Raw genomic sequence first — 23,393 nt, forward strand, 5'->3', positions numbered from 1 at the left:
TGCGAGACCGGGCGCCCCGCCCCTGTCAGCGTGCCTGGTCGCGCTCCCGGCGCACCGGGGCCTTGCGCCCCTTGACGTTGGCGCCGCGCATCGCGCGCACCACGTCGTCCGCCGCCTCCTCGGGCACCTCCACCAGCGAGAAGCGGTCGGCGATCTCGATCGCCCCGATGTCCCGCCCGCTCAGCCGCGTCTCCCCGGCGATGGCACCGACCAGGTCCTGCGGCCGCACGCCCGAACTGCGCCCGGCGCCGACGAACAGCCGTGTCATCCCCGGCGAGGTCCGCTGGGGCCGCCGCGCGCGCGGCCCCCGGTCCCGGTCCCTGCCCCGGTCGCCGCGGTCCCGGTCCCGGTCCCTCGGCGCCAGCTCGGGGATCTCCTCCTCGTCGAACGCCGCGCCGCCCGACTCGTGGGCCAGCTTCACCGCCGCCAGCGCCACGTCCATCACGTCGAACTCGTCCCCGAGGGTCTCCACCACCACCCGGAACCGGTCCAGGTCCTCGTCCTGGAGCAGGCTCTCCTGCAGCGCGGCCCGCGTCAGCTCCAGCCGCCTGGCCCGCAGATCCGCGACCGAGGGCACCTTCTCCAGCGGGACCTTGCGGCCCGTCGCCCGCTCGATCGCCTTGAGCATCCGGGACTCGCGCGGCTCCGCGAGCGTGATCGCCACACCCTCGCGCCCGGCCCGCCCGACCCGCCCGATCCGGTGCACGTACGACTCCGGCGCCGACGGGACGTCGTAGTTGATCACGTGGGTGAGGTGCTCGACGTCGATGCCGCGGGCCGCGACATCGGTGGCGACCAGCAGATCCGCCGTACCGCCGCGCAGCCTGCCCATCACCCGGTCCCGCTGCTCCTGGCTCAGCCCGCCGTGCAGCGCCTCGGCGCGGTAGCCGCGGCCGTTCAGGGTCTCGGAGAGCTGGTCGACCTGGTCACGGGTGCGGCAGAACACGATCGCCGCCTCCGGGGACTCCACGTCCAGCAGCCGCCCCAGCGCGGCCGCCTTCTGCGCCCGCCCCACGATGTACGCCGACTCCCGCACGCGCGGCGCCTCGCCGGGTGCCGGGGCCTCCCGCTCGATCCGCACCCGGACCGGGTCGTTCAGGTGCTTGCGGGCCATGGAGTCGATCCGCGAGGGCATCGTCGCCGAGAACAGCACCGTCTGCCGCTCGTCCGGCACGTTCTCCAGGATCGAGTCGATGTCCTCCGAGAAACCCATGTCGAGCATCTCGTCGGCCTCGTCCAGCACGACCGTGCGCAGGTCGTCCAGGCGCAGCGTGCCCCGCGCGATGTGGTCCAGGGCCCGGCCCGGCGTCGCCACCACCACGTCCACCCCGCGCTGGAGCTCGCGGAGCTGGCGGCCGATGGGCTGCCCGCCGTAGACCGGCAGCACCCGTACGCCGAGGTCGGTGCCGTAGCGGTGCACGGCCTCCGAGACCTGGATGGCGAGTTCGCGGGTCGGCACCAGCACCAGGGCGCTGGGTCCCTTGCCCTTGCCCTCGCGGGCGATGCGCTGGATCACCGGCAGCGCGAACGCGGCCGTCTTCCCGGTGCCCGTGGCCGCCTGCCCCAGCAGGTCGTTGCCCTCCAGCAGGGGCGGGATGGCCTCCTGCTGGATCGGGGTGGGCTCCTCGTAGCCGAGCGCGGTCAGCGCCCGCTGGATCTCGGGGGCCAGGTCGAGATCGGCGAAGCCGACCTGCCCGTCGCTGGAGTTGGTCGTCATGACGCATCCCTCTTCCGGCTGGGGACGCGGTGCCCCGGACACGGGGTCCAAGGGTTGGTGGCCGGCCGGGCCCGGCCCGGAAGACGCGCGGGCCCGCAGGCGAGCCCGAAGTCCGCGCCGGGACGCGCCCCCTTGCAGATCACGCGGTACGGACCATCTATACCGTGCCGTGCCCAGGGGAAACCCGCCACCGGACCGGGGCAGGATCACTCGTGCGCGATCGCGGCCAGCACGTTCATCCGCGAGGCCCGCAGCGCCGGGAGCAGGGCCGCCACCACGCCCACCACCGCCGAGCCGATGACCACGGCGACGATGGTGCCCCAGGGCACCTGGAGCTCCTTCAGCCCGCGCAGCGCCAGCACCTGCTGACCGCACACGCCCCACACCAGTCCCAGCGCGAGACCGAGGACCGCGCCGAACACCGCGATCACCACCGACTCCAGCCGGATCATCCGGCGCAACTGCCGGCGGCTCAGCCCGATCGCCCGCAGCAGCCCGATCTCACGGGTGCGCTCCACCACCGACAGCGCGAGCGTGTTGACCACGCCGAGCACCGCGATGACGATCGCCAGCCCGAGCAGCGCGTACACCAGGAACAGCAGCACCGAGATCTGGTCGTGCACCAGCTTCTTGTAGTCGGCCTGGTCGCGGACCTGGAGCTGCGGGTAGGACTTCAGCGCCGACTCCAGGGAGGACCGCAGCGCGGCCGCGTCGGTGCCGGGCGCCGCGTCGACGTAGAGCACCGAGTCCTGGCCGCCGGGGACGTACTCGTCCACCGTGCCGAGTCCCAGGAAGATGCCGCCCTGCGTGCCGAAGCCCTCCGGCGACTCCAGGTTGGTGAGCGCGCCGACCGTCAGCCGCGCCACGCGTCCGCCGGGGAACTCGACCGGCAGCACACTGCCGACCCGCGCGCCGTGCTCCCGCGCGAACCCCGCGTCCATCGCCAGCCGCCCGTCCGCCAGCGCGGACCCGGTGCCGCCCCGCGCGTACGTGAGGTGCACGACGTCGTCCAGGCGGGGCCCGTAGGCCGCGGCGGCCGTCTGCACCCGTCTGCCGTCCGGCATCCGCACCGCGAGCGGCGTGATCCGCTGCGGTACGACGAGCCCGACCCCCTCGGTGCCCAGCACCGTGCGCCGCACCTCGTCGCTGAACGGGGTGAAGTTGGTGCTCTGCACGATGAAGTCGGCCCCCAGCGTGCGGTCGATCTGCCGGTCGAACGAGGCCGACATCGAGGCGCTGGCCACCGACATCCCGCCGACCAGTGCCAGTCCCACCATCAGCGCGGCCGCCGTGGCGCCCGTACGGCGCGGGTTGCGCAGCGCGTTGCGCTGGCTCATCCGGCCCACCGAACCGAACAGCGCCGGGAAGGCGCCGCCCAGCACCCGGATCACCGGCCGCACCAGCAGGGGCCCGGCGATGACCACGGCGATCAGCGTCAGCACCACGCCGAGCGCCAGCAGCGAGGCCGCCGGAGCGGTCTTCGTCGCCGCCACGCATCCGGCCAGTGCCGCGGCCCCGGCCACGCCCATGACCCCGCCCGCCACCGCCCGGCCCGTCAGCGGCTTGTCCACCCCGGCGATCTCGGCGTCCGACAGCGCCGCCATCGGCGACACCGTCGCCGCCCGCCTGGCGGGCAGATACGCGGCGACGAACGTGACGCCGACACCGACCACGTACGCGGCGACCGGCGTACCCCAGCCGATCACCATCTCCGCGGCCTTCAGGTTCATCCCGAACAGGCTCATCAGCCGGATCAGCCCGTACGCGAGCCCGATCCCGGCCGCGAGCCCCAGCGTGGAGCCCACCACCCCGAGCAGCAGCGCCTCCAGCAGCACCGAGCGCCGCACCTGGCGTCGGTCCGCGCCCAGCGCCCGCAGCAGGCCCAGCTCACGGGTGCGCTGCGCGATCAGCATGGAGAACGTGTTGACGATCAGGAAGATCCCGACGAGCACCGCGATCCCGGCGAAGCCCAGCATCACGTACTTGATCACGTCGAGGAACCCGCCGAGGTCGGCCGCGGCCGACTTGGCCTGTTCGGCGGCGGTCTTCAGCTCGTAGCCGCCGCCGATCGCGGCACCGACCCGGCCCTTCAGCTCCGGGTCGGTGACACCCGGCGCGGCGTCCACCGAGATGGCGGTGGCCCGGTCCGCCGAACCGAGCAACTGCCGTCCCGCCGTGGCCCCGTCCAGGAAGACCAGCGCCGCGCCGGGGTTGGTGGTCCGGAAGGTGGCGATGCCCACGACCCGCACCCGGAACGTCCCCGGCTGCGCCTGCACGGTCAGCGCGTCGCCGACGCGTACATGCTTCTTGCTCGCGGTGTCCGCGTCGAGCAGCGCCTCGCCCGCACCGCGCGGCGCGTGACCGGAGGTCAGCTCCACCGGGCTGCGGTCGGTCACATACCAGGAGGTGGCGATCGTCGGGGCGCCGGTGGTCGGGCCGACCGACTTGTCCCGGCTGTCGATCACCGTGACGTTCTGCACCGACACGTCCGCGTGCGCCGACGCGACACCGGGGACCTTCGCCACCCGGTCCGTGAGGTCCGCGGGCACCGTCTGCACCGCGCCGCCGGGCACCGGGGAGCGCAGGTCCTGCTTCGGTCCGACCGTCACGTCCGCCGCCGTGGAGGCGAACAGCCGGTCGAAGGTACGGGTCACCGTGTCGGAGAAGATCAGACTGCCCGAGACGAACGCCACGGACAGCACGACGGCCAGCGCGGAGAGCGCCAGCCGCCCCTTGTGCGCGAGGAAACTGCGCAGAGTCGCCTTGAGCACGGGGTTCAGTCCTCCTGTGCCACGGCGTCGTCGCCGAGCCGGCCCCGGACCACGTCGAACGCCTTCATCCGCTCCAGCACGGCGTCCGCCGTGGGCCGCTCCATGCGGTCCACGATCCGGCCGTCACCGAGGAAGAGGACCAGATCGGAGTGGGCGGCCGCGCCGGGGTCGTGCGTCACCATGACCACGCTCTGCCCGAGGTCGTCCACCGCGCTGCGCAGGAAGCCCAGCACCTCCAGACCCGAGCGGGAGTCCAGGTTGCCGGTGGGCTCGTCCGCGAAGATCAGCTCCGGCTGCGAGGCCAGCGCCCGCGCACACGCGACGCGCTGCTGCTGGCCGCCGGACAACTGCGCCGGGCGGTGCCCGAGGCGGTCACGCAGACCCAGCCGGTCGATCACCTGGTCCACCCAGCCGGGCTCGGGCGTGCGGCCCGCGATGTCCATCGGCAGCGTGATGTTCTCGGCCGCCGTCAGCGTGGGGATCAGGTTGAACGACTGGAAGACGAACCCGATCCGGTCCCGGCGCAGCCTGGTCAGCTCGCCGTCCTTCAGCCCCGTGATCTCGGTGTCCCCGAGCCACACCTGACCGGCCGAGACCGTGTCCAGCCCCGCCAGGCAGTGCATCAGCGTGGACTTGCCCGACCCGGAGGGCCCCATCACGGCGGTGAACCGCCCCCGCGCGATGTCCACGTCCACCGAGTCCAGTGCGATCACGGCCGTCTCGCCGGTGCCGTACGCCTTCGTCAGCCCCCGGGCACGGGCCACCGTCCCGTCACCCGGCACAGCACCCGGCGCGTCCTGAGCAGCAGATGTGAACAAGATGGTCTCCCCGTCGCCTCGACGTTCCGACTCCTTGGCCATGGCCGAGCCTAGTGTGACCCGAACCACACCTGAAACGGTGTTCGGCAATCGGCGGAGCGGCGGATGCAAGCGGGGAGCGATCTGTACGCGGTCGCGGGGTGAGCGGGGAGCGATCCGTACCGGTCACGGGGCGAGCCGCCCGCGCGATGGCTCCGGCCCGACCGAAGCGCGGGTGTGCGCCGTCAGCCGTCCCTACCCCGCCCCCTCCCGCCTCCGGAACCCCTCCGCGTCCCACGTCCCCCACAGCCGGGGCGCCAGCCACGCCGGTGCCTGCCTGCGGAACTCGGCCGGGGTGAGCCGGGCCGTGCCCTCCGGGACCGCGCCGAGCAGCCCCGCCCCCGCCACCTCCGGCAGGTCGGCCACGTTGCAGCGGGTGGCCAGGTCGGGGCCGGCCGGCCAGGAGCCGATCACCACACCGGCCAACTCCAGTTCGCGGGAACGCAGTTCGCGCGCCGTCAGCTCGGTGGAGTTCAACGTGCCCAGGCCCGCCGGGGCGACGACCAGGACCGGGGCGCCGAGGAGCGCCGCCGCGTCGGCCAGGGTGCCGCCCTCCGCGTCGAAGCGGACGAGCAGGCCGCCGGCGCCCTCGACCAGGACGAGGTCGTGCTCGGTGGCGAGCTTGGCCGCCGCCTCGGCCACGTCGTGCGGGTGGACCGGGGGGAGGCCGGAGCGGCGGGCGGCCGTGGCCGGGGCCAACGGGTCGGGGTAGCGGGCCAGTTCGCGGGCCGTCACCGCGCCCGCCAGGCGGGCCACCTCGTCGGCGTCGCCGCGCTCGTCCGGGCGTACGCCCGTCTGGGCGGGCTTGAGCACCGCCACCGAGCGGCCGGCCGCGAGGGCGGACGCCGCCACGGCGGCCGTCACCACCGTCTTGCCGATCTCCGTGCCCGTCCCCGTGATCACCAGTACCGGCATGTCATCCCTCCCGCGCGGCGGCGCACACCGCGCGCGCGATCCGTGCCACGTCCGCGTCGTCCGTGACGAACGGCGGCATCGTGTAGATCAGGTCACGGAAGGGGCGCAGCCACACGCCCTCCCGCACGGCGGCCCGCGTCGCGGCCGCCATGTCCACCTCGTGGTCGAGCTGGACCACCCCGATGGCGCCCAGCACGCGCACGTCCCGGACACCGGGCAGCTCCGCCGCCTCGGCCAGACCGTCCCGCAGGCCGGTCTCGATCCGCTTGACCTCGGCCCGCCAGTCCTGGCCGAGCAGCAGCTCGATGGAGGCGCGCGCCACGTGGGCGGCCAGCGGGTTGCCCATGAAGGTCGGCCCGTGCGCGAGCACCGGCACCTCGCCGCGCGAGATGCCGTCGGCCACCCGCGCGGTGCACAGGGTCGCCGCCAGCGTCAGATAGCCGCCGGTCAGCGCCTTGCCCACGCACATCACATCCGGGGAGACCGCCGCGTGCTCCGCCGCGAACAGCGCGCCCGTGCGCCCGAAGCCGGTGGCGATCTCGTCGAACACCAGCAGTACGTCGTGCGCGTCGCACGCCTCGCGCAGCACCCGCAGGTACGCGGGGGAGTGGAACCGCATCCCGCCCGCGCCCTGCACCACCGGCTCCACGATCACGGCGGCCAGCTCGTCCGCGTGCCGCTCGATCGCGGACCGCAGATGCTCGGCGTACGCCTCCTCGTAGACGGCGGGCGGCGCGTCCGCGAAGACCTGGCGGGGCAGCGCGCCGGACCACAGCCCGTGCATGCCGCCCTCCGGGTCGCACACCGACATCGGGTGCCAGGTGTCGCCGTGGTAGCCGCCGCGCCAGGTGAGCAGGCGCCGCTTGCCGGGGCGGCCGAGCGAACGCCAGTACTGCAGGCACATCTTGACGGCCACCTCGACGGAGACCGAGCCGGAGTCCGCGAGGAAGACGTGTTCGAGACCTTCCGGCGCCATGTCGACGAGGAGCTTCGCCAGCCGGACGGCGGGCTCGTGGGTGAGCCCGCCGAACATCACATGGCTCATCCGCCCCAACTGCTCCCGCGCCGCCTCGTTCAGCACCGGGTGGTTGTAGCCGTGGATCGCCGACCACCAGGACGACATCCCGTCGACCAGCTCACCGCCGTCCGCCAGCCGCAGCCGGACCCCGCTCGCCGACTCCACGACGAGCGGTTCGGTCCGGCCCGGCATCGGACCGTACGGATGCCACACGTGCCGCCGGTCCAGCTCCAGCAGCTCGGCCGTGCCCGGCTCAGGCATTGGGCGCGAGGTCCGTACCGGCACCCCGGCGGCGCACGGCGACCAGGTCGGTACGCGGCTCGGCGGTGGCCGGCGCCTCGGCCGTGCCGCACACCCCGCCCCCGGCGTGCGACCCGCACCCGGCTTCTGCCGCCCGCGAACCGCAACCGCCCGCCGTCCGGTGCTCCGGCAGCGTCACCTCGTCCGCGCCCTCCACCTCGAACCCGGCGTCCGCGATCATCTCCAGGTCGGCCTTGCCCGCCTGGCCCTCGCTGGTCAGGTAGTCCCCGAGGAAGATCGAGTTGGCCAGGTGCAGCGCGAGGGGCTGCAGCGAGCGCAGGTGCACCTCACGGCCGCCCGCGATCCGGACCTCCACGTCCGGACAGACGAAGCGGACCATCGCCAGGATGCGCATGCAGCGCTGCGGGGTGAGGTTCCACTCCTTGGCCAGCGGGGTGCCCTCGAACGGGATCAGGAAGTTCACCGGAACGGAGTCCGGGTCCAGCTCGCGCAGCGCGAACACCACGTCCACGAGGTCCTCGTCGCGCTCGCCCATGCCCGCGATCAGCCCCGAGCAGGCCGAGAGGCCGGCCGCGTGCGCCTTGTGCACCGTGTCCACCCGGTCGGCGTAGGTGTGGGTGGTGGTGATGTCCCCGTAGGTCGCCTCGGAGGTGTTGAGGTTGTGGTTGTAGGCGTCGGCACCCGCCGCGCGCAGCCGCTCCGCCTGACCGTCCGACAGCAGACCCAGGCAGGCGCACACCTCCACGCCCTCGTTCTGTTCCTTGATGGCCTTGATGGTGTCGGACACCCGGTCCACGTCCCGGTCCGTGGGCCCGCGCCCGGACGCCACCAGGCACACCCGCTTGGCGCCCCCGGTGAGCCCCGCGGCGGCCGCCGCGGAGGCCTCGTCCGGCTTGAGCCAGGTGTACTTGAGGATGCCGGCCGTGGAGCCCAGCCGCTGGGAGCAGTAGGAGCAGTCCTCCGGGCACAGGCCCGACTTGAGGTTGACCAGATAGTTGAGTTTCACCCTGCGGCCGAACCAGTGCCGCCGCACCTTCCCGGCCGCGGCCACCACATCGAGCAGGTCGTCGTCGGAGGTGGCGAGTACGGCGAGCGCTTCCTCGCGCGTCGGCGTCTCGCGCCGCAGTCCCTTGTCCACCAGCGTGTTCAGCAGGTCCATGAGGCCCGATCCTGTCCTACGCGACCGCCTCGGGCCAAGGAGACTTCACACAACGACCGGGGTTCACCGTGTGGGTATTGCCACATCATGGGCGGCTCTCCGCGCCGCTAGTGTCTGTCTGTTGTCTACAAAAGCCCGTGTCCCGAAGACCGTGCCGGCCACGGCACGCGTCCGCGAAAGCCCGGAGGAGCCCATGGCGTTCGGCTGGATCGACGAGCAGGCCGAGGCGCGCCGCCGCGCCGGACTCCTGCGGACCCTGCGCCCCCGTGCCGCCGACTCGCCCCTGCTGGACCTGGCGAGCAACGACTACCTGGGCCTGGCCCGTCACCCGGAGGTCGTCGCGGGCGCGGCGGAGGCGGTCAGGACCTGGGGCGGCGGCGCCACCGGCTCCCGTCTGGTCACCGGCACCACCGAGCTGCACGCCCGGCTGGAGGCCGAAATCGCCGCGTTCTGCGGCTTCGAGGCGGCCCTCGTGCTGTCCTCCGGGTACGCCGCCAACCTGGCCGCCGTCACCGCGCTCGGCCCGCACGGCTCGCTGATCGTCTCCGACGCGGGCAACCACGCCTCCCTGATCGACGGGTGCCGCCTGGCACGCGCGACCACACAGGTCGTCGGACACGCCGACCCGGACGCCGTCGCCAAGGCGCTGGCGACACACCGGGGCGAGGCGATCGCCGTCTCCGACACGGTGTTCTCCGTCGACGGCGACGCGGCCCCCTTGCGCCGACTGGCCGAAGCCTGCCGGGAACACGGCGCCGGACTGGTCGTGGACGACGCGCACGGTCTCGGCGTGCTGGGGGAGGGCGGCCGGGGCGCGGCGCACGCGGCCGGCCTCGCGGGCGCGGCCGACGTGGTGGTCACGGCGACGCTGTCCAAGTCGCTGGGCAGCCAGGGCGGGGTGGTGCTGGGCCCGGCGCGGGTGATCGGCCATCTGGTCAACACCGCGCGGACGTTCATCTTCGACACCGGACTCGCTCCCGCCGCCGCGGGGGCCGCGCTGGCCGCGCTGCGGCTGCTGCGGAGCGAACCGGAGCGCCCGGCGCGCGTCCGCGCGGTCGCCGCCGAACTGCACGCCCGCCTGACCGCCGAGGGCCTCGCGGCGGTACGCCCGGACGCGGCCGTGGTCTCCGTGCGGGCGCCGTCGCCCGAGGCGGCCGTGGGGTGGGCCGCCGACTGCCGTGCCGAGGGACTGTCGGTGGGCTGCTTCCGCCCGCCGTCCGTCCCGGACGGCGTGTCCCGGCTGCGGCTGACCGCCCGCGCGGACCTGTCAGAGGCCCAGATCGAACAGGCCGTAAGGGTCATCACCGCTGTTCGGCCCTGTTGAGGCCGGGAAAAACCCCGTCAAATACGGTCTCGCGTCGCAGAGTTCACCCCGTTGAGCGACAGATGTCCGCGTATCTGGGGGGTTGGTTCCCCGGACCGGCCCCTTGATGGCAGGGTGACGTGCAGGCATCAGTGCGGGACCGTCCCCGAACCCTCCGCCCCGCGTCGCCGCGCGGCCCGTGGAAGGCCGGCGGGCGGGCCCGTGGGAAAGGGACGACGTCGCCATGGCAGACCACCTGGAAGCATCCGTCACGCTGCCGAGCGATCCCGCCTCGGTCTCCACGGCCCGGTCCTATGTGGTGGGCACCCTGGCCGGCTGGGGGCTGCCCTCGGACGACGAGGTGACCGACACCGTCCGCCTCATCGTCTCCGAACTCGCCACCAACGCCGTCCAGCACACCCTGGGCCAGTCGCCCACCTTCACCGTGGACGTCGTGCTGGCCAGGGACGAGCTGCTGCTCATCGGCGTGACGGACAGCCATCCGAGGCTGCCCAAGAGACTTCCGGCCGCCGTCGCCCAGGACAACGGGCGCGGCATGGCCATCATCCGCTGTCTCACCGTCGAGTGCGGCGGCAAGCTCCGCGTCCGTCCGACCCGCGAGGGCGGCAAGACGGTCTTCGTCGAGCTGCCCTGGAGCGTCCCGAGCCAGCCGCGGGCCACCGCGGCCCGGCCGGAGCCCTCCCCGGCCCGCTGAGCCGCCCGGGGGCCTTGGGAGGCCCGCCGGGGCCAGGAGCGGCTCCAGGGGCCTGTACGCCCGTGGGGAACCGCTCCCGCCGCGCTCCGTGGGTCAGTTCACCCGGCCGTACCAGACGCTCTTGGTCCAGATCTTCTGCAGCCTCACCACGTCCCCGGTCTTGGGCGCGTGCCAGATCTTGCCCTTACCGGCGTAGATGCCGACGTGGTAGACGCTGGAACCCGAGTGGAAGAACACCAGGTCACCGGCCTTGCGGCGGCCTGAGGAAATGTGGTGCGTCTTGTTGTACTGCTGTGCGGCCGTACGCGGCAGGGACTTGCCCGCCTTCTTGAACGAGTACAGCGTCAGGCCCGAGCAGTCGAACCTGCGGGGACCGGTGGCCCCGTAGCGGTACGGTGCGCCCTTCTTGGAAGCCGCGACGTTCAGTGCCTTCGTCGCGGTGGTCGCGGCGGAGGCGTCGGTGGCCAGTCCCGGCACCACGATGGAGCCGCCGACCGCGGCCAGGGTGAGAGCCGAGGCCGTACCGGCCCGGGCCATCAGCGACGGGACACGATTGAGCGCAGTCATGCGCAACCCTTCGTCAGCCGCCTGTGAAGGATGACCTGTCGGATTCGGGCTGGCGAAGTTGCCCGGCCGTGTCACCACGGCTTCACCCCAAGGGCTGCTCGGCACGACTGCCCGCTGTTGGCGGACATCCGTCCCGGCGACCCGTCTTGCTCGGGTCCTCCACTCCTGCCGATGCACTTCTGTCGACCGGGCATCCGGGCGGCGGCAGGACTCGGCGTCCGCCCGGACCGCCCCGCCGCTGCGGCGGGGGCTTGTCGTCAGACAGGGATCTTGGCCCACTCCTGTCCGAAAATCCCAATGGAACCGGTGGTTTGTGGCGTTACTCACCACTCACCCGTTCGGGTGGACAGTGGCGTTTTCGAGCCCCCGTCAGTTCCCCGCCGTAGGCCCGGACCTGGGGTTCGTCAGCCGCGCGGCGGCCCGTGGGGCGCGCCGCGCGCAACTCGGCGAGCACGGAAACGGGCGCGGAGATACACCGGTCGGCGGTACCACGTTCGGCCCGTTTCGGCTCGGCGGGCGGTATGTGGGGGGCCGCCCGGCCGGAGGCGGTGTCCGGGTCAGCCGACACCATCGGGCGGGAGCGCGACGCGCGCGGTCCGGCGCTCCCCGTCCAGCACCCGCAGCGCGTGTGCCAGCGTGCCCCCGTGCAGCTCCGTCTCGCCCCGCCCGTGCATCAGCGCGAGCGCGTCACGGAGTGCGGCCGCCGTGCGCGCCAGCGCCTGCGCCGCCCTGAGTGCCCGGTACGTGTCTCCGTGCCGGGCCGGGTTGATCCGGCCCAGCAGGTCTGCCGCCTCCAGGTAACGGTCTATCAGCTCGCCCTCGGCGCGGGTCAGCGCGGGCAGTGGTGGCAGCTCCGGCAGCACGGCCCGCTCACCGGGCGCCGGGCAGGCTCTTGCGGTCGCCCACGATCCCGTCCACCAGGCCGTGCTCCAGGGCGCCGGCGGCGTCAAGCACCCGCTCGCGCTCCAGGTCGGCATGGACGGTGGCGGCGTCCCGCCCGGTGTGCCGGACGAACATCTCCTCCATCAGATCCCGCGCCCGCACCAGCTCCGCCGCCTTGATGGCCAGGTCGCTGGGCTGCCCCCGCACCGGTTCGGCCAGCTCCGGCTGGCGGAGCACCACCCGGGCGCCGGGCAGCGCGAACCGCTTGCCGGGCGCTCCGGCCGCGAGCAGCACGGCGGCCACCGAGGCGACCTGGCCCAGGCAGTACGTCTCCACGTCGCAGCCGATGTAGCGCATCGTGTCGTACACCGCCGTCATGGCATGGAAGTCGCCGCCGGGGCAGTTCAGGTACAGCGTGATGTCCCGGTCCGGGGCGGCGTGTTCGAGCTGCATGAGCTGCGCGATCACATCCGTGGCCGCCGCGCCGTCGAGCGGCGTCCCGAGGAACACGATCCGGTGCTCGAACAGCTTGGAGTACGGGTCGAGCGTGCGGCGCACGCCGCCCTCGCGCTCGGTGAACTCGGGCAGGACATGTCGGGCGTTCGATCGGGTCATGGCACACCCCTCCTGATCGGCGGGGCCGCTTCAGACCCCGCTTCTGTAAAAAATGTACAGGACGTACGTGACGTTAGAATGGGGTCATGGCCTACGAGATTCCGGTGACGCAAGCCAGGGCTGAGCTCGCCGACCTGATCAACCGCGTGGTGTACGGCGGTGAGCGCGTCACGGTGACCCGGCACGGCAAGCCGCTCGTCGCGCTGGTCTCGGCCGCCGACCTGGAGCGGCTGGAGGCGCTCGACGCGCAGGCCGCCTCCGACGCGCCGGAGCGCGACGAGCAGGTGATCAGCTCCGTCTCCGGCGTGCACGAGGTCTCCGCCTCCCCGCCGCTGGAGCGGCAGCGCTTCGGCATCGCCGCCGAGCACCGCCGGCCGGGCACCTCCTGAGGCCGAGGCGCGCCGAACACCCTGCGGTTAACGTCGCCGAAACGCCGGCCAACTAGCCTTCGCTCCCACGCCACCAGGGGTTTTCGTGACGAGCCGCCCCGCGTCGTGGCCGCGGCGTCCGGGCCCCGCACGGTCCGGAGCGAGGACTGTGAGGTGGGACGTGCAACTGACCCCGCACGAGCAAGAGCGACTGCTGATCCATGTGGCGGCCGACGTGGCCGAGCGGCGCCGGGCCCGCGGCGTGAAGCTCAATCACCCGGAGGCGGTCGCGCTCATCACGTCGCACATCCTGGAGGGCGCCCGCGACGGCCGCACCGTCGCCGAGCTGATGTCCTCCGGCCGCAAGGTGCTCACCCGCGACGACGTGATGGATGGCATCCCCGAGATGATCCACGACGTCCAGGTGGAGGCCACCTTCCCGGACGGCACCAAGCTGGTCACCGTCCACGACCCGATCGTCTGAGGGGCCCCGCGATGATTCCCGGAGAAGTGCTGTTCGCGGACGGCCCGGTCGTCTGCAACGAGGGCCGCGAGACCACCCGGCTCACCGTCCTCAACGCCGCCGACCGGCCCGTCCAGGTCGGCTCCCACTACCACTTCGCCGAGGCCAACCCCGGCCTGGACTTCGACCGGGCCGCCGCGCACGGCAGGCGGCTGGACATCGCCGCCGGTACGGCCGTCCGCTTCGAGCCCGGCATCCCCGTCGAGGTCGAACTCGTCCCGCTCGGCGGCGCCCGGATCGTGCCCGGACTGCGCGGCGAGACCGGAGGCGCCCTCGATGCCTGAGATCTCCCGCGCCGCCTACGCCGACCTGTTCGGCCCCACCACCGGCGACCGCATCCGCCTCGCCGACACCGACCTGCTCGTCGAGATCGAGGAGGACCGCTCCGGCGGCCCCGGCGCCTCCGGCGACGAGGCGGTCTTCGGCGGCGGCAAGGTCATCCGCGAGTCCATGGGCCAGTCCCGCGCCACTCGCGCCGAGGGCACCCCGGACACCGTGATCACCGGTGTCGTCATCGTGGACCACTGGGGCGTGATCAAGGCCGACGTCGGCATCCGCGACGGCCGGATCACCGGCATCGGCAAGGCCGGCAACCCCGACACCATGGACGGCGTCCACCCCGACCTCGTCATCGGCCCCGAGACCGAGATCATCGCGGGCAACGGACGCATCCTCACGGCCGGCGCCATCGACGCCCATGTGCACTTCATCTGCCCGCAGATCGCCGACGAGGCGCTCTCCTCCGGCGTCACCACACTGGTCGGCGGCGGCACCGGCCCGGCCGAGGGCTCCAAGGCCACCACCGTCACACCGGGCCCCTGGCACCTCGCCCGGATGCTGGAGGCGATGGAGGCGTACCCGGTCAACGTCGGCTTCCTCGGCAAGGGCAACACCGTCTCGCACGAGGCGATGCTGTCCCAGATCAGAGGCGGCGCCGTCGGCCTGAAGCTGCACGAGGACTGGGGCTCCACCCCGGCCGTCATCGACGCGGCCCTCACCGTGGCCGACCGCACCGGCGTCCAGGTCGCCATCCACACCGACACCCTCAATGAGGCCGGTTTCGTCGGCGACACCCTCGCCGCCATCGCCGGGCGGGGCATCCACTCGTACCACACCGAGGGTGCCGGGGGCGGGCACGCGCCGGACATCATGACGGTCGTCTCGCAGCCCAACGTGCTGCCCAGCTCGACCAATCCGACCCGGCCGTTCACCGTCAACACCGCCGAGGAACACCTCGACATGCTGATGGTCTGCCACCACCTCAACCCGGCCGTGCCCGAGGACCTCGCCTTCGCCGAGTCCCGCATCCGGCCGTCCACCATCGGCGCGGAGGACATCCTCCACGACCTCGGCGCCATCTCGATCATCTCCTCCGACTCCCAGGCCATGGGCCGCGTCGGCGAGGTGATCCTGCGTACCTGGCAGACCGCCCATGTGATGAAGGGCCGCCGGGGGGCGCTGCCCGGCGACGGCCGCGCCGACAACCACCGGGTGCGGCGGTACGTCGCCAAGTACACGATCAACCCGGCGCTCGCGCAGGGCCTCGCCGCCGAGATCGGGTCCGTCGAGACCGGCAAGCTGGCCGACCTCGTGCTGTGGGAACCGGCGTTCTTCGGGGTGAAGCCGCTGCTCGTGCTCAAGGGCGGCCAGATCGCCTACGCGCAGATGGGCGACGCCAACGCCTCCATCCCCACCCCTCAGCCGATCCTGCCCCGCCCGATGTTCGGCGCCATCGGACGGGCCCCGGCCGCCAACTCCTTCAACTTCGTCTCGCCGTTGGCGATCGAGGACGGCCTGCCCGAACGGCTCGGGCTCGGCAAGCGGTTCGTGGCGATCCGGTCCACGCGCGCGGTCACCAAGGCCGACCTGCGCGAGAACGACGCCATGCCGGACGTACGGATCGACCCCGACAGCTTCGCCGTGCACATCGACGGTGAGCTGGTCGAGGCGGTACCGGCCGCCGAACTGCCCATGGCCCAGCGCTACTTCCTCTTCTGAGGCCGCTGATGTCGAGAGCAGCGCTGCTCGTCCTCGCCGACGGCCGCTTCCCCGCCGGAGGGCACGCCCACTCCGGCGGGGCGGAGGCCGCCGTCAAGGCGGGCCGGATCGCCGACGCCGCGAGCCTGGAGGACTTCTGCCGGGGGAGGCTGCACACCACCGGCCTGGTCGCCGCCTCCCTCGCGGCGGCGGCCGTACTCGGCCTGCCGGTGGGGGAGTTGGACGCGGCTGCCGATGCCCGGACCCCGTCGCCCGCGCTGCGCACCGCCGCGCGCCGGCTCGGGCGCCAACTGCTCCGGGCGGCGCGTGCCACCTGGCCGAACCCCGAACTGGACGCACTGGCCCAGGAGTTCCCCAAGGGCGCCCACCAGCCGGTCGTCCTGGGCCTCACCGCACGCGCGGCCGGTCTGGAGCCGCTCGACGCCGCCCACTGTGCGCTGTACGAGAGCGTGAGCGGCCCCGCGAGCGCCACCGTACGGCTGCTCAGCCTCGACCCGTTCGACGCCACCGGCGTACTGGCCCGGCTGGCACCCGAGCTGGACCGGGTGGCGGACCGTGCCGTGGAGGCCGCCCGGCGCGCGTCCGCCGAGGGCACCGGCGCCCTGCCCGCCGCTTCCGCGCCCCTGCTGGAGATCGGCGCAGAGGGCCACGCCGCCTGGCCGGTCCGCCTCTTCGCCTCGTAGGGCCTCACCGAAACGCAACTGGAGCCGTACATGCATCTCGACCACACCCACCCCGGTCCCGCCGCCGTCAGCGCCGACGCGCACCGCCCCGACGGTGCCCGGCGCGCCCTGCGCATCGGCCTCGGGGGCCCGGTGGGGTCCGGCAAGACCGCGACCGTCGCCGCGCTGTGCCGGGCGCTGCGCGACGAGCTGTCCCTCGCTGTCGTCACCAACGACATCTACACCCGTGAGGACGCCGAATTCCTCCTGAGGGAAGCCGTGTTGCCGCCCGAGCGGATCACGGCCGTGGAGACCGGCGCCTGTCCGCACACCGCGATCCGCGACGACATCTCCGCCAACCTCGAAGCCGTGGAGGACCTGGAGGAGGCGGTCGGCCCTCTCGACCTGATCCTCGTCGAGTCCGGCGGTGACAACCTCACGGCCACCTTCTCCAAGGGGCTCGTGGACGCCCAGATCTTCGTCATCGACGTCGCCGGAGGGGACGACATCCCGCGCAAGGGCGGCCCCGGCGTCACCACCGCCGACCTGCTCGTGGTCAACAAGACCGACCTCGCCCCGTACGTCGGCTCCGACCTCGCCCGCATGGCCGCCGACGCCAAGGCGCAGCGGGCCGAACTCCCGGTGGTCTTCCAGACGTTGCGCGTCGAGGACGGAGTCGGCGAGGTGGCCGGATGGGTGCGCGAGCGGCTCGCCGCGTGGACGGCGTGACCGCCACCGGGGTCCGCGCCCGCGCCCGGATCGAGGCCCGCGCCGACGGCCGGGGCGGCACCGCGCTCCCGGTGCTGGAGGGGGACGGCCCGCTGGCCCCGCGCCGTACCCGCGCCCACGGCACCGAGGCCCGTGTCCTGCTGGTCGGCGCGATGAGCGGCCCGCTCGGCGGCGACCGCTTCTCCGTCGAGACCCGGGTGGGGGAGGGCGCCCGGCTGCACCTGGGGTCGGCCGCCGCCACCCTCGCACTGCCCGGCCAGGCCAAGGGCGAGGCCCGCTACGACGTACGGCTCGACGTGGCAGCCGGAGGCGAGCTGCACTGGCTGCCCGAGCAACTGATCTCGGCCCGAGGCAGCGACCTGCACGTCACCACGCGCGCCGAACTGGCACCCGGAGCACGACTGTTGCTGCGCGAGGAGCAGGTGCTCGGGCGGGCCGGGGAGGAGTCGGGGCGGCTCACCAGCAGGCTCACCGTCCGCCTCGCGGGCGCCACGCTGCTCGACCAGGAGCTGTGCTGCGGTCCAGGGGCACCCGGCGGCTGGGACGGCCCCGCCGTACTGGGCGGACATCGCTCGGTCGGGCAACTGGTCCTCGTGTCACCGGAGTTGCGTGATATCCCGGCGGAGCCCCGGATGCTGGGGGAGGGCACCGCGCTGATGCCGCTCGCCGGGCCGGCGGTCCTCGTCAGCGCCGTGGCGCCCGACGCGCTGGCCCTGCGCCGCCGCCTGGACGAGGCGCTGACGCTACTGACCGCCGATCGGAGCTGACCATCCGTTTATCGGATTGGTAAAGAAGGTCCGTCACCCCTGTTCCCGGACGGCTCACAGCCGAGAGGATTCCCCGCCTGACCACTCGCAGTGAAGTCACGGGGAGGGGACCCCTTGAGGGAGAACAAACCGAAGAGCCGCCTGCTGGCGCTCGGTTCGGCCGGCGCGCTCGTCACCGCCACGCTGATAGCCGGCGCGGTGACGGCACCCGCGGCCAGCGCCGACAGCCGCCACGGCCAGGACCGCGAGGCCCGCGGCGCCGCCACGGCCGCCGCCCGCGCCGCCAAGGCCGGCATCGACTGGCAGGACTGCCCCGCCGACTGGGGGCTTGAGAAGCCCATCCAGTGCGGCTGGGTCTCCGTGCCGCTGGACTACGCCAAGCCGAACGGCAAGCAGATCAAGCTCGCCGTGGACCGCATCGGCAACACCGGCACCAAGGAGGAGCGCCAGGGCGCCCTCATCTACAACCCCGGCGGCCCCGGTGGCTCCGGCCTGCGCTTCCCGCGCCGGGTCACCACCAAGAGCGCGCTGTGGGCCAACACGGCCAAGGCGTACGACTTCGTGGGCTTCGACCCGCGCGGCGTCGGCCACTCCACCCCCATCTCCTGCGTCGACCCGCAGGAGTTCGTCAAGGCGCCCAAGGCCGACCCGGTGCCCGGCAGCGAGGCCGACAAGCGCGCCCAGCGCAAGCTGGCCCGCGAGTACGCCGAGGGCTGTGCCGAGCGCAGCGGCGCGATGCTGCCGCACATGACCACGCCGAACACCGCCCGTGACCTGGACGTCGTCCGGGCCGCGCTCGGCGAGAAGAAGCTCAACTACCTGGGCGTCTCCTACGGCACCTACCTCGGCGCCGTCTACGGCACGCTCTTCCCGGGGCACATCCGCCGGATGATCGTCGACAGCGTCGTCGACCCCGCGCGCGAGAACATCTGGTACCAGGCCAACCTGAACCAGGACATCGCCTTCGAGGGCCGCTGGAAGGACTGGCAGGACTGGGTCGCCGCCAACGACGCCGCCTTCCACCTCGGCACCACCCGCGGCGCCGTGCAGGCGCAGTGGCTCAAGCTGCGCGCCGCCGCCGCGAAGAGCCCGCTCGGCGGGGTCGTCGGCCCGGCCGAGCTGATCTCCTTCTTCCAGAGCGCCCCGTACTACGACTCCTCGTGGGTGCCGGTCGCCACGGCGTTCAGCAAGTACGTCGCCGGTGACACCCAGGCTCTCGTGGACGCCGCCGCGCCCGACCTGTCGGACACCGCGGGCAACATCTCCGCGGAGAACGGCAACGCGGTCTACACCGCCGTCGAGTGCGCCGACGCCAAGTGGCCCACGAGCTGGCACACCTGGGACCGGGACAACACCCGGCTCCACAAGGACTACCCGTTCATGACCTGGGCGAACGCCTGGATGAACCTGCCCTGTGCCACGTGGGGCTCCAAGCAGCACACCCCCGTCGAGGTGGGCACCCACCGCGGGCTGCCGCCCGTGCTGATCGTGCAGTCCACCAATGACGCGGCGACGCCGTACGCCGGCGCCGTCTCGCTGCACGAGCGGTTCAAGGGCTCCCGCCTGATCACCGAGAAGGGCGCGGGCTCCCACGGGGTGACCGGACTGGTCAACCCGTGCATCAACCAGCGCGTCGACGCCTACCTGCTGAGCGGCAAGCTCGACAGCTCCGACGTCACCTGCGCACCGCACGCCACGCCCCAGCCGTAACGGCCCGGAGCGACGAGGGAGGGGCGGCCGGCATCCCGGCCGCCCCTCCCGGCGTTCCCCGTACGGCTCAGCGCCGCCGGGGGAACCGGCGGGTGCGCGCCGCCTCGGCCTCCGCCTTCACCTCGGCCGCGTACCGGTCCACGTACTCCTGGCCCGAGAGCGCCAGAACGGCGTACATGATCTCGTCCGTGACGGCCCGCAGGACGGCCTTCTCGTCCTCCATGCCCTCGTAGCGGGAGAAGTCCAGCGGCTCGCCGAAGCGGATGGTGATCGGGCGCAGCTTCGGGATCTTCCGGCCGGGCGGCTGGGCCTCGAACGTGCCGATCATGGCGCAGGGCACGACCGGCGCCCCGGCCTTCAGCGCCATCACGGCGACCCCGACCTTCCCCTTGTACAGCCGCCCGTCGTGCGACCGCGTGCCCTCGGGGTAGATCCCCAGCAGCTCGCCTCGGCCCAGCACCTTCAGCCCCTCCCGGACGGCCGCCCGACCGGCCTCCTTGCCCGAACGGTCCACCGGGATCTGGCCCGCGCTGCGGAAGAAGAACGCCGTGAGGCGCCCCTTGAGCCCCGGCCCGGTGAAGTACTCCGCCTTGGCCAGGAAGGTGATCCGGCGCTTGAGGATGGCGGGCATCAGGAAGTGGTCGGAGAACGACAGATGGTTCCCGGCGATGATCGCCGCGCCCGAGTCCGGCACATGGTCCAGCCCTTCGATCCGGGGCCGGAAGAGCAGCCTGAGCACCGGACCCAGCAGTACGTACTTCAGCAAGTGGTAGAACACGGCTCCCCCTCGCCCGCAGCGGCCTGTGCAGTCACCTGTTACCGCGAGCGGCCGGGCTCATGCTCACCGAGCGCTGAATTCGCGGAAGCGGCTCTGTCCCGTCCCGCTCACCCGGTGCATCCGTATCGGGCGAAGCGGGAGAAATAGTGGCAGATTCGTCAGAAGACGGCTGAACCAGCGAAGAGGAGGGCCCGTCCATGTTGACGGTCGACCTGGCCAGGTACCCCATGCTCCTGGCCGCCGCCGAGCCGGATCAGCTACTGCCGGCCAGAGAACAGATGGCCTTCACCCTGGGCTTCCACATCATCCTGGTGCCCTTCGGCGTGGCGCTGACCAGCCTGATGCTCATCGCCAACTACCGGGGACTGCGCAAGGGTGACGAGGCCGCGCTGCTGCTGGCCCGGCGCTGGTCCAAGGTGGCCGCCCTGCTCTTCGCGGTCGGCGCCATCACCGGAACGGTCCTGTCCTTCGAGCTCGGTCTGCTGTGGCCGGGGCTGATGGGGAAGTACGGCGCCGCCTTCGGCTTCCCCTTCGCCATCGAGGGCCTGTTCTTCTTCCTCGAAGCGATCTTCGTGGCGATCTACATCTACGGCTGGGACCGGATGCCACCCTGGGCCCACTTCTGGTCGGGCGTACCGGTGGCGCTGGCCAGCATCGGCGGAGCGGGCGCCGTCATCGCCGCGAACAGCTGGATGAACCAGCCCGGCGGCATCACGATGCGCGGTGGCAAGCTCGTCGACGTCAGACCGGGCGAGGTCTTCTTCAACAACGCCTTCTGGCTCCAGTTCTGGCACATGCTGCTGGCCGCCTACATCGTCGCCGGATTCTGCGTGGCGAGCGTCTACGCGGTGGGCATGATCAGAGGGCGGCGCGGCCACTACCAGAAGCTCGGCTTCCTGATCAGCTTCATCACCGCCGCGGTCGCCCTGCCGGTGCAGATCTTCGTCGGTGACACCATCGCCCGGCAGGTCTTCGACGACGAGCCCGCCAAGTTCGCGGCCATCGAGCTGCTGCCCACGACAGGCACCCATGTGCCCGAGACGCTCGGCGGTGTGCTCATCGACGGCGAGGTCCGCTACGGCATCTCGGTGCCGTGGGTGGCCTCCATCCTCGCCGGGTTCAAACCCTCGACCCGCATCCAGGGACTCGAAGCCGTCCCCGCCGACGTCAGACCCACCACCGCACAGGTCAACATCGTGCACTGGGCGTTCGACATCATGGTCGGCACCTCCATGCTGATGCTGGCCGTGGCCGCCTGGTTCGTCTGGATCTGGTGGAAGCGCCGGAACACCCTGCAGACCAACCGCTGGTTCCTGGGCGCCGCCTCCGTGTGCGGCATCGTCTCCATCCTCAGCCTGGAAGCGGGCTGGGTGACCACCGAGGTCGGCCGGCAGCCGTGGATCGTCGTCGGGCTGCTACGCACCAGAGACGCGGTGACCACCCAGGGCAACCTCTGGCCCACCTTCGCGGGGGTGATCGTGCTCTATGCCGCGGTCGGTGCGGGTGCCATCTGGGTGCTGCTGTCGATGAAGCGACGCTGGCAGAAACAGGGTGACGAGAGCGTCCACGTGCCCTACGGACCCGACGCCACACCCGGCTCCCGGCTGGAACGCTCCAAGGGGAAGGTGCTGTAAATGGCCGAGTTGGTCGCGGTATTCCTCTTCATCGGCGTCGTCGCCTACGCGGTGCTCGGCGGAGCCGACTTCGGCGCGGGCCTGTGGGACCTGATGGCGGGCGGCGCCAAGCGCGGCCGCGAGCCACGCCACCTGATCGACGTCTCCCTGGCGCCGGTGTGGGAGGCCAACCACACCTGGCTGATCTACTGCCTCGTGGTCCTGTGGAGCGGCTTCCCCACCGCCTTCGCCGCCATCACCACCACGCTCTACATCCCGCTGGTACTCGCCCTGCTCGGCATCGTGCTGCGCGGCGCCGGGTTCGCCTTCCGCAAGGCGACCGTCCGCACCGAGGAGCAACGCCTCTACGGCGCCGCGTTCGCGCTGTCCTCCGTGCTGACGCCGTACTGCTTCGGCGCCGTCGCCGGCGGCCTGGCCTCCGGCCGCGTGCCCACGGCGGGCAACGGCGACGCGGTGTCGAGCTGGGTCAACCCCACCAGCATCCTCGGCGGCATCCTCGCGATCCTGGCCTGCTCCTACCTGGCCGCCACCTATCTGACCGTGGAGGCGCTGCACCGCGACGACCACACCCTGTACCGGTACTACCGCAACCGGGCGCTGGCCGCCGGTGCGGTGACCGGCGCGGTGACCATCGCGGGCATCTTCGTCCTGCAGGCCGACTCGCCGCGCCTCTTCGATCGCCTCAGCGGCCCCGCGCTGCCCCTGGTGGTCCTCGCGGCCGCCGCCGGGCTGGTCGGACTGGCCCTGCTGCGGGCCAAGCGGACCATCGGAACCCGGGTGGCGGCGGCGGGCGCCGTCGCACTGGTCGTGATCGGCTGGGGCGTGGCGCAGACGCCGTACCTCCTCGGCACCCACCTCACCATCAACGAGGCCGCGGCCCCGAACTCCACCCTGGCCGTGGTCGTCGGCGTCGCCATCGTGGCGGCGGTGCTCATCGTGCCGTCCCTGGTGCTCCTGTTCCGGCTCAGCGGCCGCGGCACCGTGGGGGTAGGTGACCGGCCCTTTCGGGGCGCTGTGAAGGAGGGGGACCGGAGCGCCGGCACGGAGGGGAGCCTGGCTGTCGCGGCCAAGGGCCACCACGATGCCGGGACGGCAGGCGGCCGGGCCTCTCTGACGAAGGGCGGCGGCGACCAGGTCCCCGCCGTACCGCTCGACCGGACCGCCGTCCAGCAGGAGCCCCGCCCCCGCTGGGTGCCCTACGCCCTGTGCGCCGGGGCGGTGGCCGCGACCGCGGTCGCGGGAGTGCGCGTGGTCCGCCGGTCGCGGGAGCACACGCGGTACGGCGGTAAGTCCCCCGGTTCCGCGAACTGAACCCCCGCGCACGCGAACACCCGGACACCGTTCGAGACATCGGGACACCGGCCGAGCCGACGGCCGGTCCGCTGGGCCCACGGCATGTGCGCCGCCTGCCGTGGGCCCCGCTCACGTGCCGGGGCGGCGAGCC

At 72.8% G+C, this 23,393-nt stretch carries 22 protein-coding genes and 1 riboswitch; of the genes, 12 read left to right on the forward strand and 10 right to left on the reverse strand.

Going from position 1 to position 23,393, the window contains the following annotated elements; all coding sequences use genetic code 11:
• Positions 1-25: 25 nt before the first annotated feature.
• The 6 genes from HEK131_RS11690 to bioB form a co-directional block, all read right to left on the reverse strand.
• Positions 26-1,717, reverse strand: coding sequence for a DEAD/DEAH box helicase (locus HEK131_RS11690; protein ID WP_217460571.1), 1,692 nt, complete (start codon positions 1,715-1,717; stop codon positions 26-28).
• 206 nt (positions 1,718-1,923) lie between these two features.
• Complete coding sequence (locus tag HEK131_RS11695; RefSeq protein ID WP_244334752.1) at positions 1,924-4,488, reverse strand: ABC transporter permease; 2,565 nt, start codon at positions 4,486-4,488, stop codon at positions 1,924-1,926.
• A gap of 5 nt (positions 4,489-4,493) precedes the next feature.
• Positions 4,494-5,348, reverse strand: a complete 855-nt coding sequence (locus HEK131_RS11700; protein ID WP_432215622.1) for an ABC transporter ATP-binding protein — start codon at positions 5,346-5,348, stop codon at positions 4,494-4,496.
• A 192-nt stretch (positions 5,349-5,540) separates the two neighbouring features.
• The gene (bioD, locus tag HEK131_RS11705; protein ID WP_244334755.1) at positions 5,541-6,260 is read right to left on the reverse strand and encodes a dethiobiotin synthase; all 720 of its coding nucleotides are present in this window, start codon (positions 6,258-6,260) and stop codon (positions 5,541-5,543) included.
• 1 nt (position 6,261) lies between these two features.
• Positions 6,262-7,539: an adenosylmethionine--8-amino-7-oxononanoate transaminase gene (locus HEK131_RS11710; protein WP_244334756.1), complete on the reverse strand. Its 1,278-nt coding sequence runs from the start codon at positions 7,537-7,539 to the stop codon at positions 6,262-6,264.
• Positions 7,532-8,698, reverse strand: a complete 1,167-nt coding sequence (gene bioB, locus HEK131_RS11715) for a biotin synthase BioB (protein ID WP_217460576.1) — start codon at positions 8,696-8,698, stop codon at positions 7,532-7,534. The genes HEK131_RS11710 and bioB overlap by 8 nt, the downstream gene beginning before the upstream one ends.
• Before the next feature lie 193 nt (positions 8,699-8,891).
• Between bioB and HEK131_RS11720 the strand changes: the two genes are divergently transcribed.
• Positions 8,892-10,022 carry an 8-amino-7-oxononanoate synthase gene (locus HEK131_RS11720; RefSeq protein ID WP_217460577.1) on the forward strand — a complete coding sequence of 377 codons (1,131 nt, stop codon included), beginning with the start codon at positions 8,892-8,894 and terminating at the stop codon, positions 10,020-10,022.
• A gap of 223 nt (positions 10,023-10,245) precedes the next feature.
• Complete coding sequence (locus HEK131_RS11725) at positions 10,246-10,716, forward strand: ATP-binding protein (RefSeq protein WP_217460578.1); 471 nt, start codon at positions 10,246-10,248, stop codon at positions 10,714-10,716.
• Between the two features lie 93 nt (positions 10,717-10,809).
• Here the strand turns inward: HEK131_RS11725 and HEK131_RS11730 are convergent, their stop codons facing one another.
• The 3 genes from HEK131_RS11730 to HEK131_RS11740 form a co-directional block, all read right to left on the reverse strand.
• Positions 10,810-11,283 (reverse strand): C40 family peptidase, encoded by a 474-nt coding sequence (locus HEK131_RS11730; protein ID WP_217460579.1) that lies wholly within the window; start codon positions 11,281-11,283, stop codon positions 10,810-10,812.
• Positions 11,284-11,286: 3 nt separating this feature from the next.
• Positions 11,287-11,416: riboswitch (cyclic di-AMP (ydaO/yuaA leader) on the reverse strand.
• 424 nt (positions 11,417-11,840) lie between these two features.
• Positions 11,841-12,146, reverse strand: coding sequence for a hypothetical protein (locus HEK131_RS11735; protein ID WP_217460580.1), 306 nt, complete (start codon positions 12,144-12,146; stop codon positions 11,841-11,843).
• Between the two features lie 7 nt (positions 12,147-12,153).
• Positions 12,154-12,780: an ATP-dependent Clp protease proteolytic subunit gene (locus HEK131_RS11740; protein ID WP_217460581.1), complete on the reverse strand. Its 627-nt coding sequence runs from the start codon at positions 12,778-12,780 to the stop codon at positions 12,154-12,156.
• 86 nt (positions 12,781-12,866) lie between these two features.
• On the opposite strand from HEK131_RS11740, the gene HEK131_RS11745 reads away from it, so the two are divergent.
• The 8 genes from HEK131_RS11745 (at position 12,867) to HEK131_RS11780 (ending at position 19,537) form a co-directional block, all read left to right on the forward strand.
• A complete protein-coding gene (locus HEK131_RS11745; RefSeq protein ID WP_217460582.1) occupies positions 12,867-13,169 on the forward strand; it encodes a type II toxin-antitoxin system Phd/YefM family antitoxin in 303 nt (100 codons plus the stop codon).
• A gap of 160 nt (positions 13,170-13,329) precedes the next feature.
• Entirely contained in the window at positions 13,330-13,632 is a 303-nt protein-coding gene (locus tag HEK131_RS11750) for an urease subunit gamma (protein WP_164188155.1), read from the forward strand.
• 11 nt (positions 13,633-13,643) lie between these two features.
• Positions 13,644-13,955 carry an urease subunit beta gene (locus HEK131_RS11755; RefSeq protein WP_217460583.1) on the forward strand — a complete coding sequence of 104 codons (312 nt, stop codon included), beginning with the start codon at positions 13,644-13,646 and terminating at the stop codon, positions 13,953-13,955.
• Positions 13,948-15,669 carry an urease subunit alpha gene (locus HEK131_RS11760; protein ID WP_244334758.1) on the forward strand — a complete coding sequence of 574 codons (1,722 nt, stop codon included), beginning with the start codon at positions 13,948-13,950 and terminating at the stop codon, positions 15,667-15,669. Before HEK131_RS11755 ends, HEK131_RS11760 begins: the two co-directional genes overlap by 8 nt.
• Positions 15,670-15,677: 8 nt before the next feature.
• Positions 15,678-16,352, forward strand: coding sequence for an urease accessory protein UreF (locus HEK131_RS11765; protein WP_244334760.1), 675 nt, complete (start codon positions 15,678-15,680; stop codon positions 16,350-16,352).
• Positions 16,353-16,382: 30 nt separating this feature from the next.
• Positions 16,383-17,060, forward strand: coding sequence for an urease accessory protein UreG (ureG, locus tag HEK131_RS11770; protein WP_244334762.1), 678 nt, complete (start codon positions 16,383-16,385; stop codon positions 17,058-17,060).
• Positions 17,024-17,827 (forward strand): urease accessory protein UreD, encoded by an 804-nt coding sequence (locus HEK131_RS11775; protein ID WP_244334764.1) that lies wholly within the window; start codon positions 17,024-17,026, stop codon positions 17,825-17,827. Before ureG ends, HEK131_RS11775 begins: the two co-directional genes overlap by 37 nt.
• 114 nt (positions 17,828-17,941) lie before the next feature.
• Positions 17,942-19,537: an alpha/beta hydrolase gene (locus HEK131_RS11780; RefSeq protein WP_244334766.1), complete on the forward strand. Its 1,596-nt coding sequence runs from the start codon at positions 17,942-17,944 to the stop codon at positions 19,535-19,537.
• Between the two features lie 67 nt (positions 19,538-19,604).
• Here the strand turns inward: HEK131_RS11780 and HEK131_RS11785 are convergent, their stop codons facing one another.
• On the reverse strand, positions 19,605-20,315 hold the full coding sequence (locus tag HEK131_RS11785) for a lysophospholipid acyltransferase family protein (RefSeq protein ID WP_244334768.1): 711 nt from the start codon (positions 20,313-20,315) through the stop codon (positions 19,605-19,607).
• 197 nt (positions 20,316-20,512) lie between these two features.
• On the opposite strand from HEK131_RS11785, the gene HEK131_RS11790 reads away from it, so the two are divergent.
• Together HEK131_RS11790 and HEK131_RS11795 are read left to right on the forward strand one after the other, a co-directional pair.
• On the forward strand, positions 20,513-21,949 hold the full coding sequence (locus HEK131_RS11790) for a cytochrome ubiquinol oxidase subunit I (protein WP_217460590.1): 1,437 nt from the start codon (positions 20,513-20,515) through the stop codon (positions 21,947-21,949).
• Positions 21,950-23,260 carry a cytochrome d ubiquinol oxidase subunit II gene (locus HEK131_RS11795; RefSeq protein ID WP_347881853.1) on the forward strand — a complete coding sequence of 437 codons (1,311 nt, stop codon included), beginning with the start codon at positions 21,950-21,952 and terminating at the stop codon, positions 23,258-23,260. It begins immediately after the preceding gene.
• The last annotated feature ends 133 nt before the right edge of the window (positions 23,261-23,393 follow it).

Origin of the sequence: Streptomyces seoulensis, assembly GCF_022846655.1 — a bacterium.
GTDB lineage: Bacteria > Actinomycetota > Actinomycetes > Streptomycetales > Streptomycetaceae > Streptomyces.

What these genes read in the sequence shown, in the direction of transcription:
- HEK131_RS11690 (WP_217460571.1), bottom strand. Translation starts at nt 1,717, where the DNA reads ATGACGACCAACTCCAGCGACGGGCAGGTCGGCTTCGCCGATCTCGAC.
- HEK131_RS11700 (WP_432215622.1), bottom strand. Translation starts at nt 5,348, where the DNA reads ATGGCCAAGGAGTCGGAACGTCGAGGCGACGGGGAGACCATCTTGTTC.
- bioD (WP_244334755.1), bottom strand. Translation starts at nt 6,260, where the DNA reads ATGCCGGTACTGGTGATCACGGGGACGGGCACGGAGATCGGCAAGACG.
- HEK131_RS11710 (WP_244334756.1), bottom strand. Translation starts at nt 7,539, where the DNA reads ATGCCTGAGCCGGGCACGGCCGAGCTGCTGGAGCTGGACCGGCGGCAC.
- bioB (WP_217460576.1), bottom strand. Translation starts at nt 8,698, where the DNA reads ATGGACCTGCTGAACACGCTGGTGGACAAGGGACTGCGGCGCGAGACG.
- HEK131_RS11720 (WP_217460577.1), top strand. Translation starts at nt 8,892, where the DNA reads ATGGCGTTCGGCTGGATCGACGAGCAGGCCGAGGCGCGCCGCCGCGCC.
- HEK131_RS11725 (WP_217460578.1), top strand. Translation starts at nt 10,246, where the DNA reads ATGGCAGACCACCTGGAAGCATCCGTCACGCTGCCGAGCGATCCCGCC.
- HEK131_RS11730 (WP_217460579.1), bottom strand. Translation starts at nt 11,283, where the DNA reads ATGACTGCGCTCAATCGTGTCCCGTCGCTGATGGCCCGGGCCGGTACG.
- HEK131_RS11740 (WP_217460581.1), bottom strand. Translation starts at nt 12,780, where the DNA reads ATGACCCGATCGAACGCCCGACATGTCCTGCCCGAGTTCACCGAGCGC.
- HEK131_RS11745 (WP_217460582.1), top strand. Translation starts at nt 12,867, where the DNA reads ATGGCCTACGAGATTCCGGTGACGCAAGCCAGGGCTGAGCTCGCCGAC.
- HEK131_RS11755 (WP_217460583.1), top strand. Translation starts at nt 13,644, where the DNA reads ATGATTCCCGGAGAAGTGCTGTTCGCGGACGGCCCGGTCGTCTGCAAC.
- HEK131_RS11760 (WP_244334758.1), top strand. Translation starts at nt 13,948, where the DNA reads ATGCCTGAGATCTCCCGCGCCGCCTACGCCGACCTGTTCGGCCCCACC.
- HEK131_RS11765 (WP_244334760.1), top strand. Translation starts at nt 15,678, where the DNA reads ATGTCGAGAGCAGCGCTGCTCGTCCTCGCCGACGGCCGCTTCCCCGCC.
- ureG (WP_244334762.1), top strand. Translation starts at nt 16,383, where the DNA reads ATGCATCTCGACCACACCCACCCCGGTCCCGCCGCCGTCAGCGCCGAC.
- HEK131_RS11775 (WP_244334764.1), top strand. Translation starts at nt 17,024, where the DNA reads ATGGGTGCGCGAGCGGCTCGCCGCGTGGACGGCGTGACCGCCACCGGG.
- HEK131_RS11790 (WP_217460590.1), top strand. Translation starts at nt 20,513, where the DNA reads ATGTTGACGGTCGACCTGGCCAGGTACCCCATGCTCCTGGCCGCCGCC.
- HEK131_RS11795 (WP_347881853.1), top strand. Translation starts at nt 21,950, where the DNA reads ATGGCCGAGTTGGTCGCGGTATTCCTCTTCATCGGCGTCGTCGCCTAC.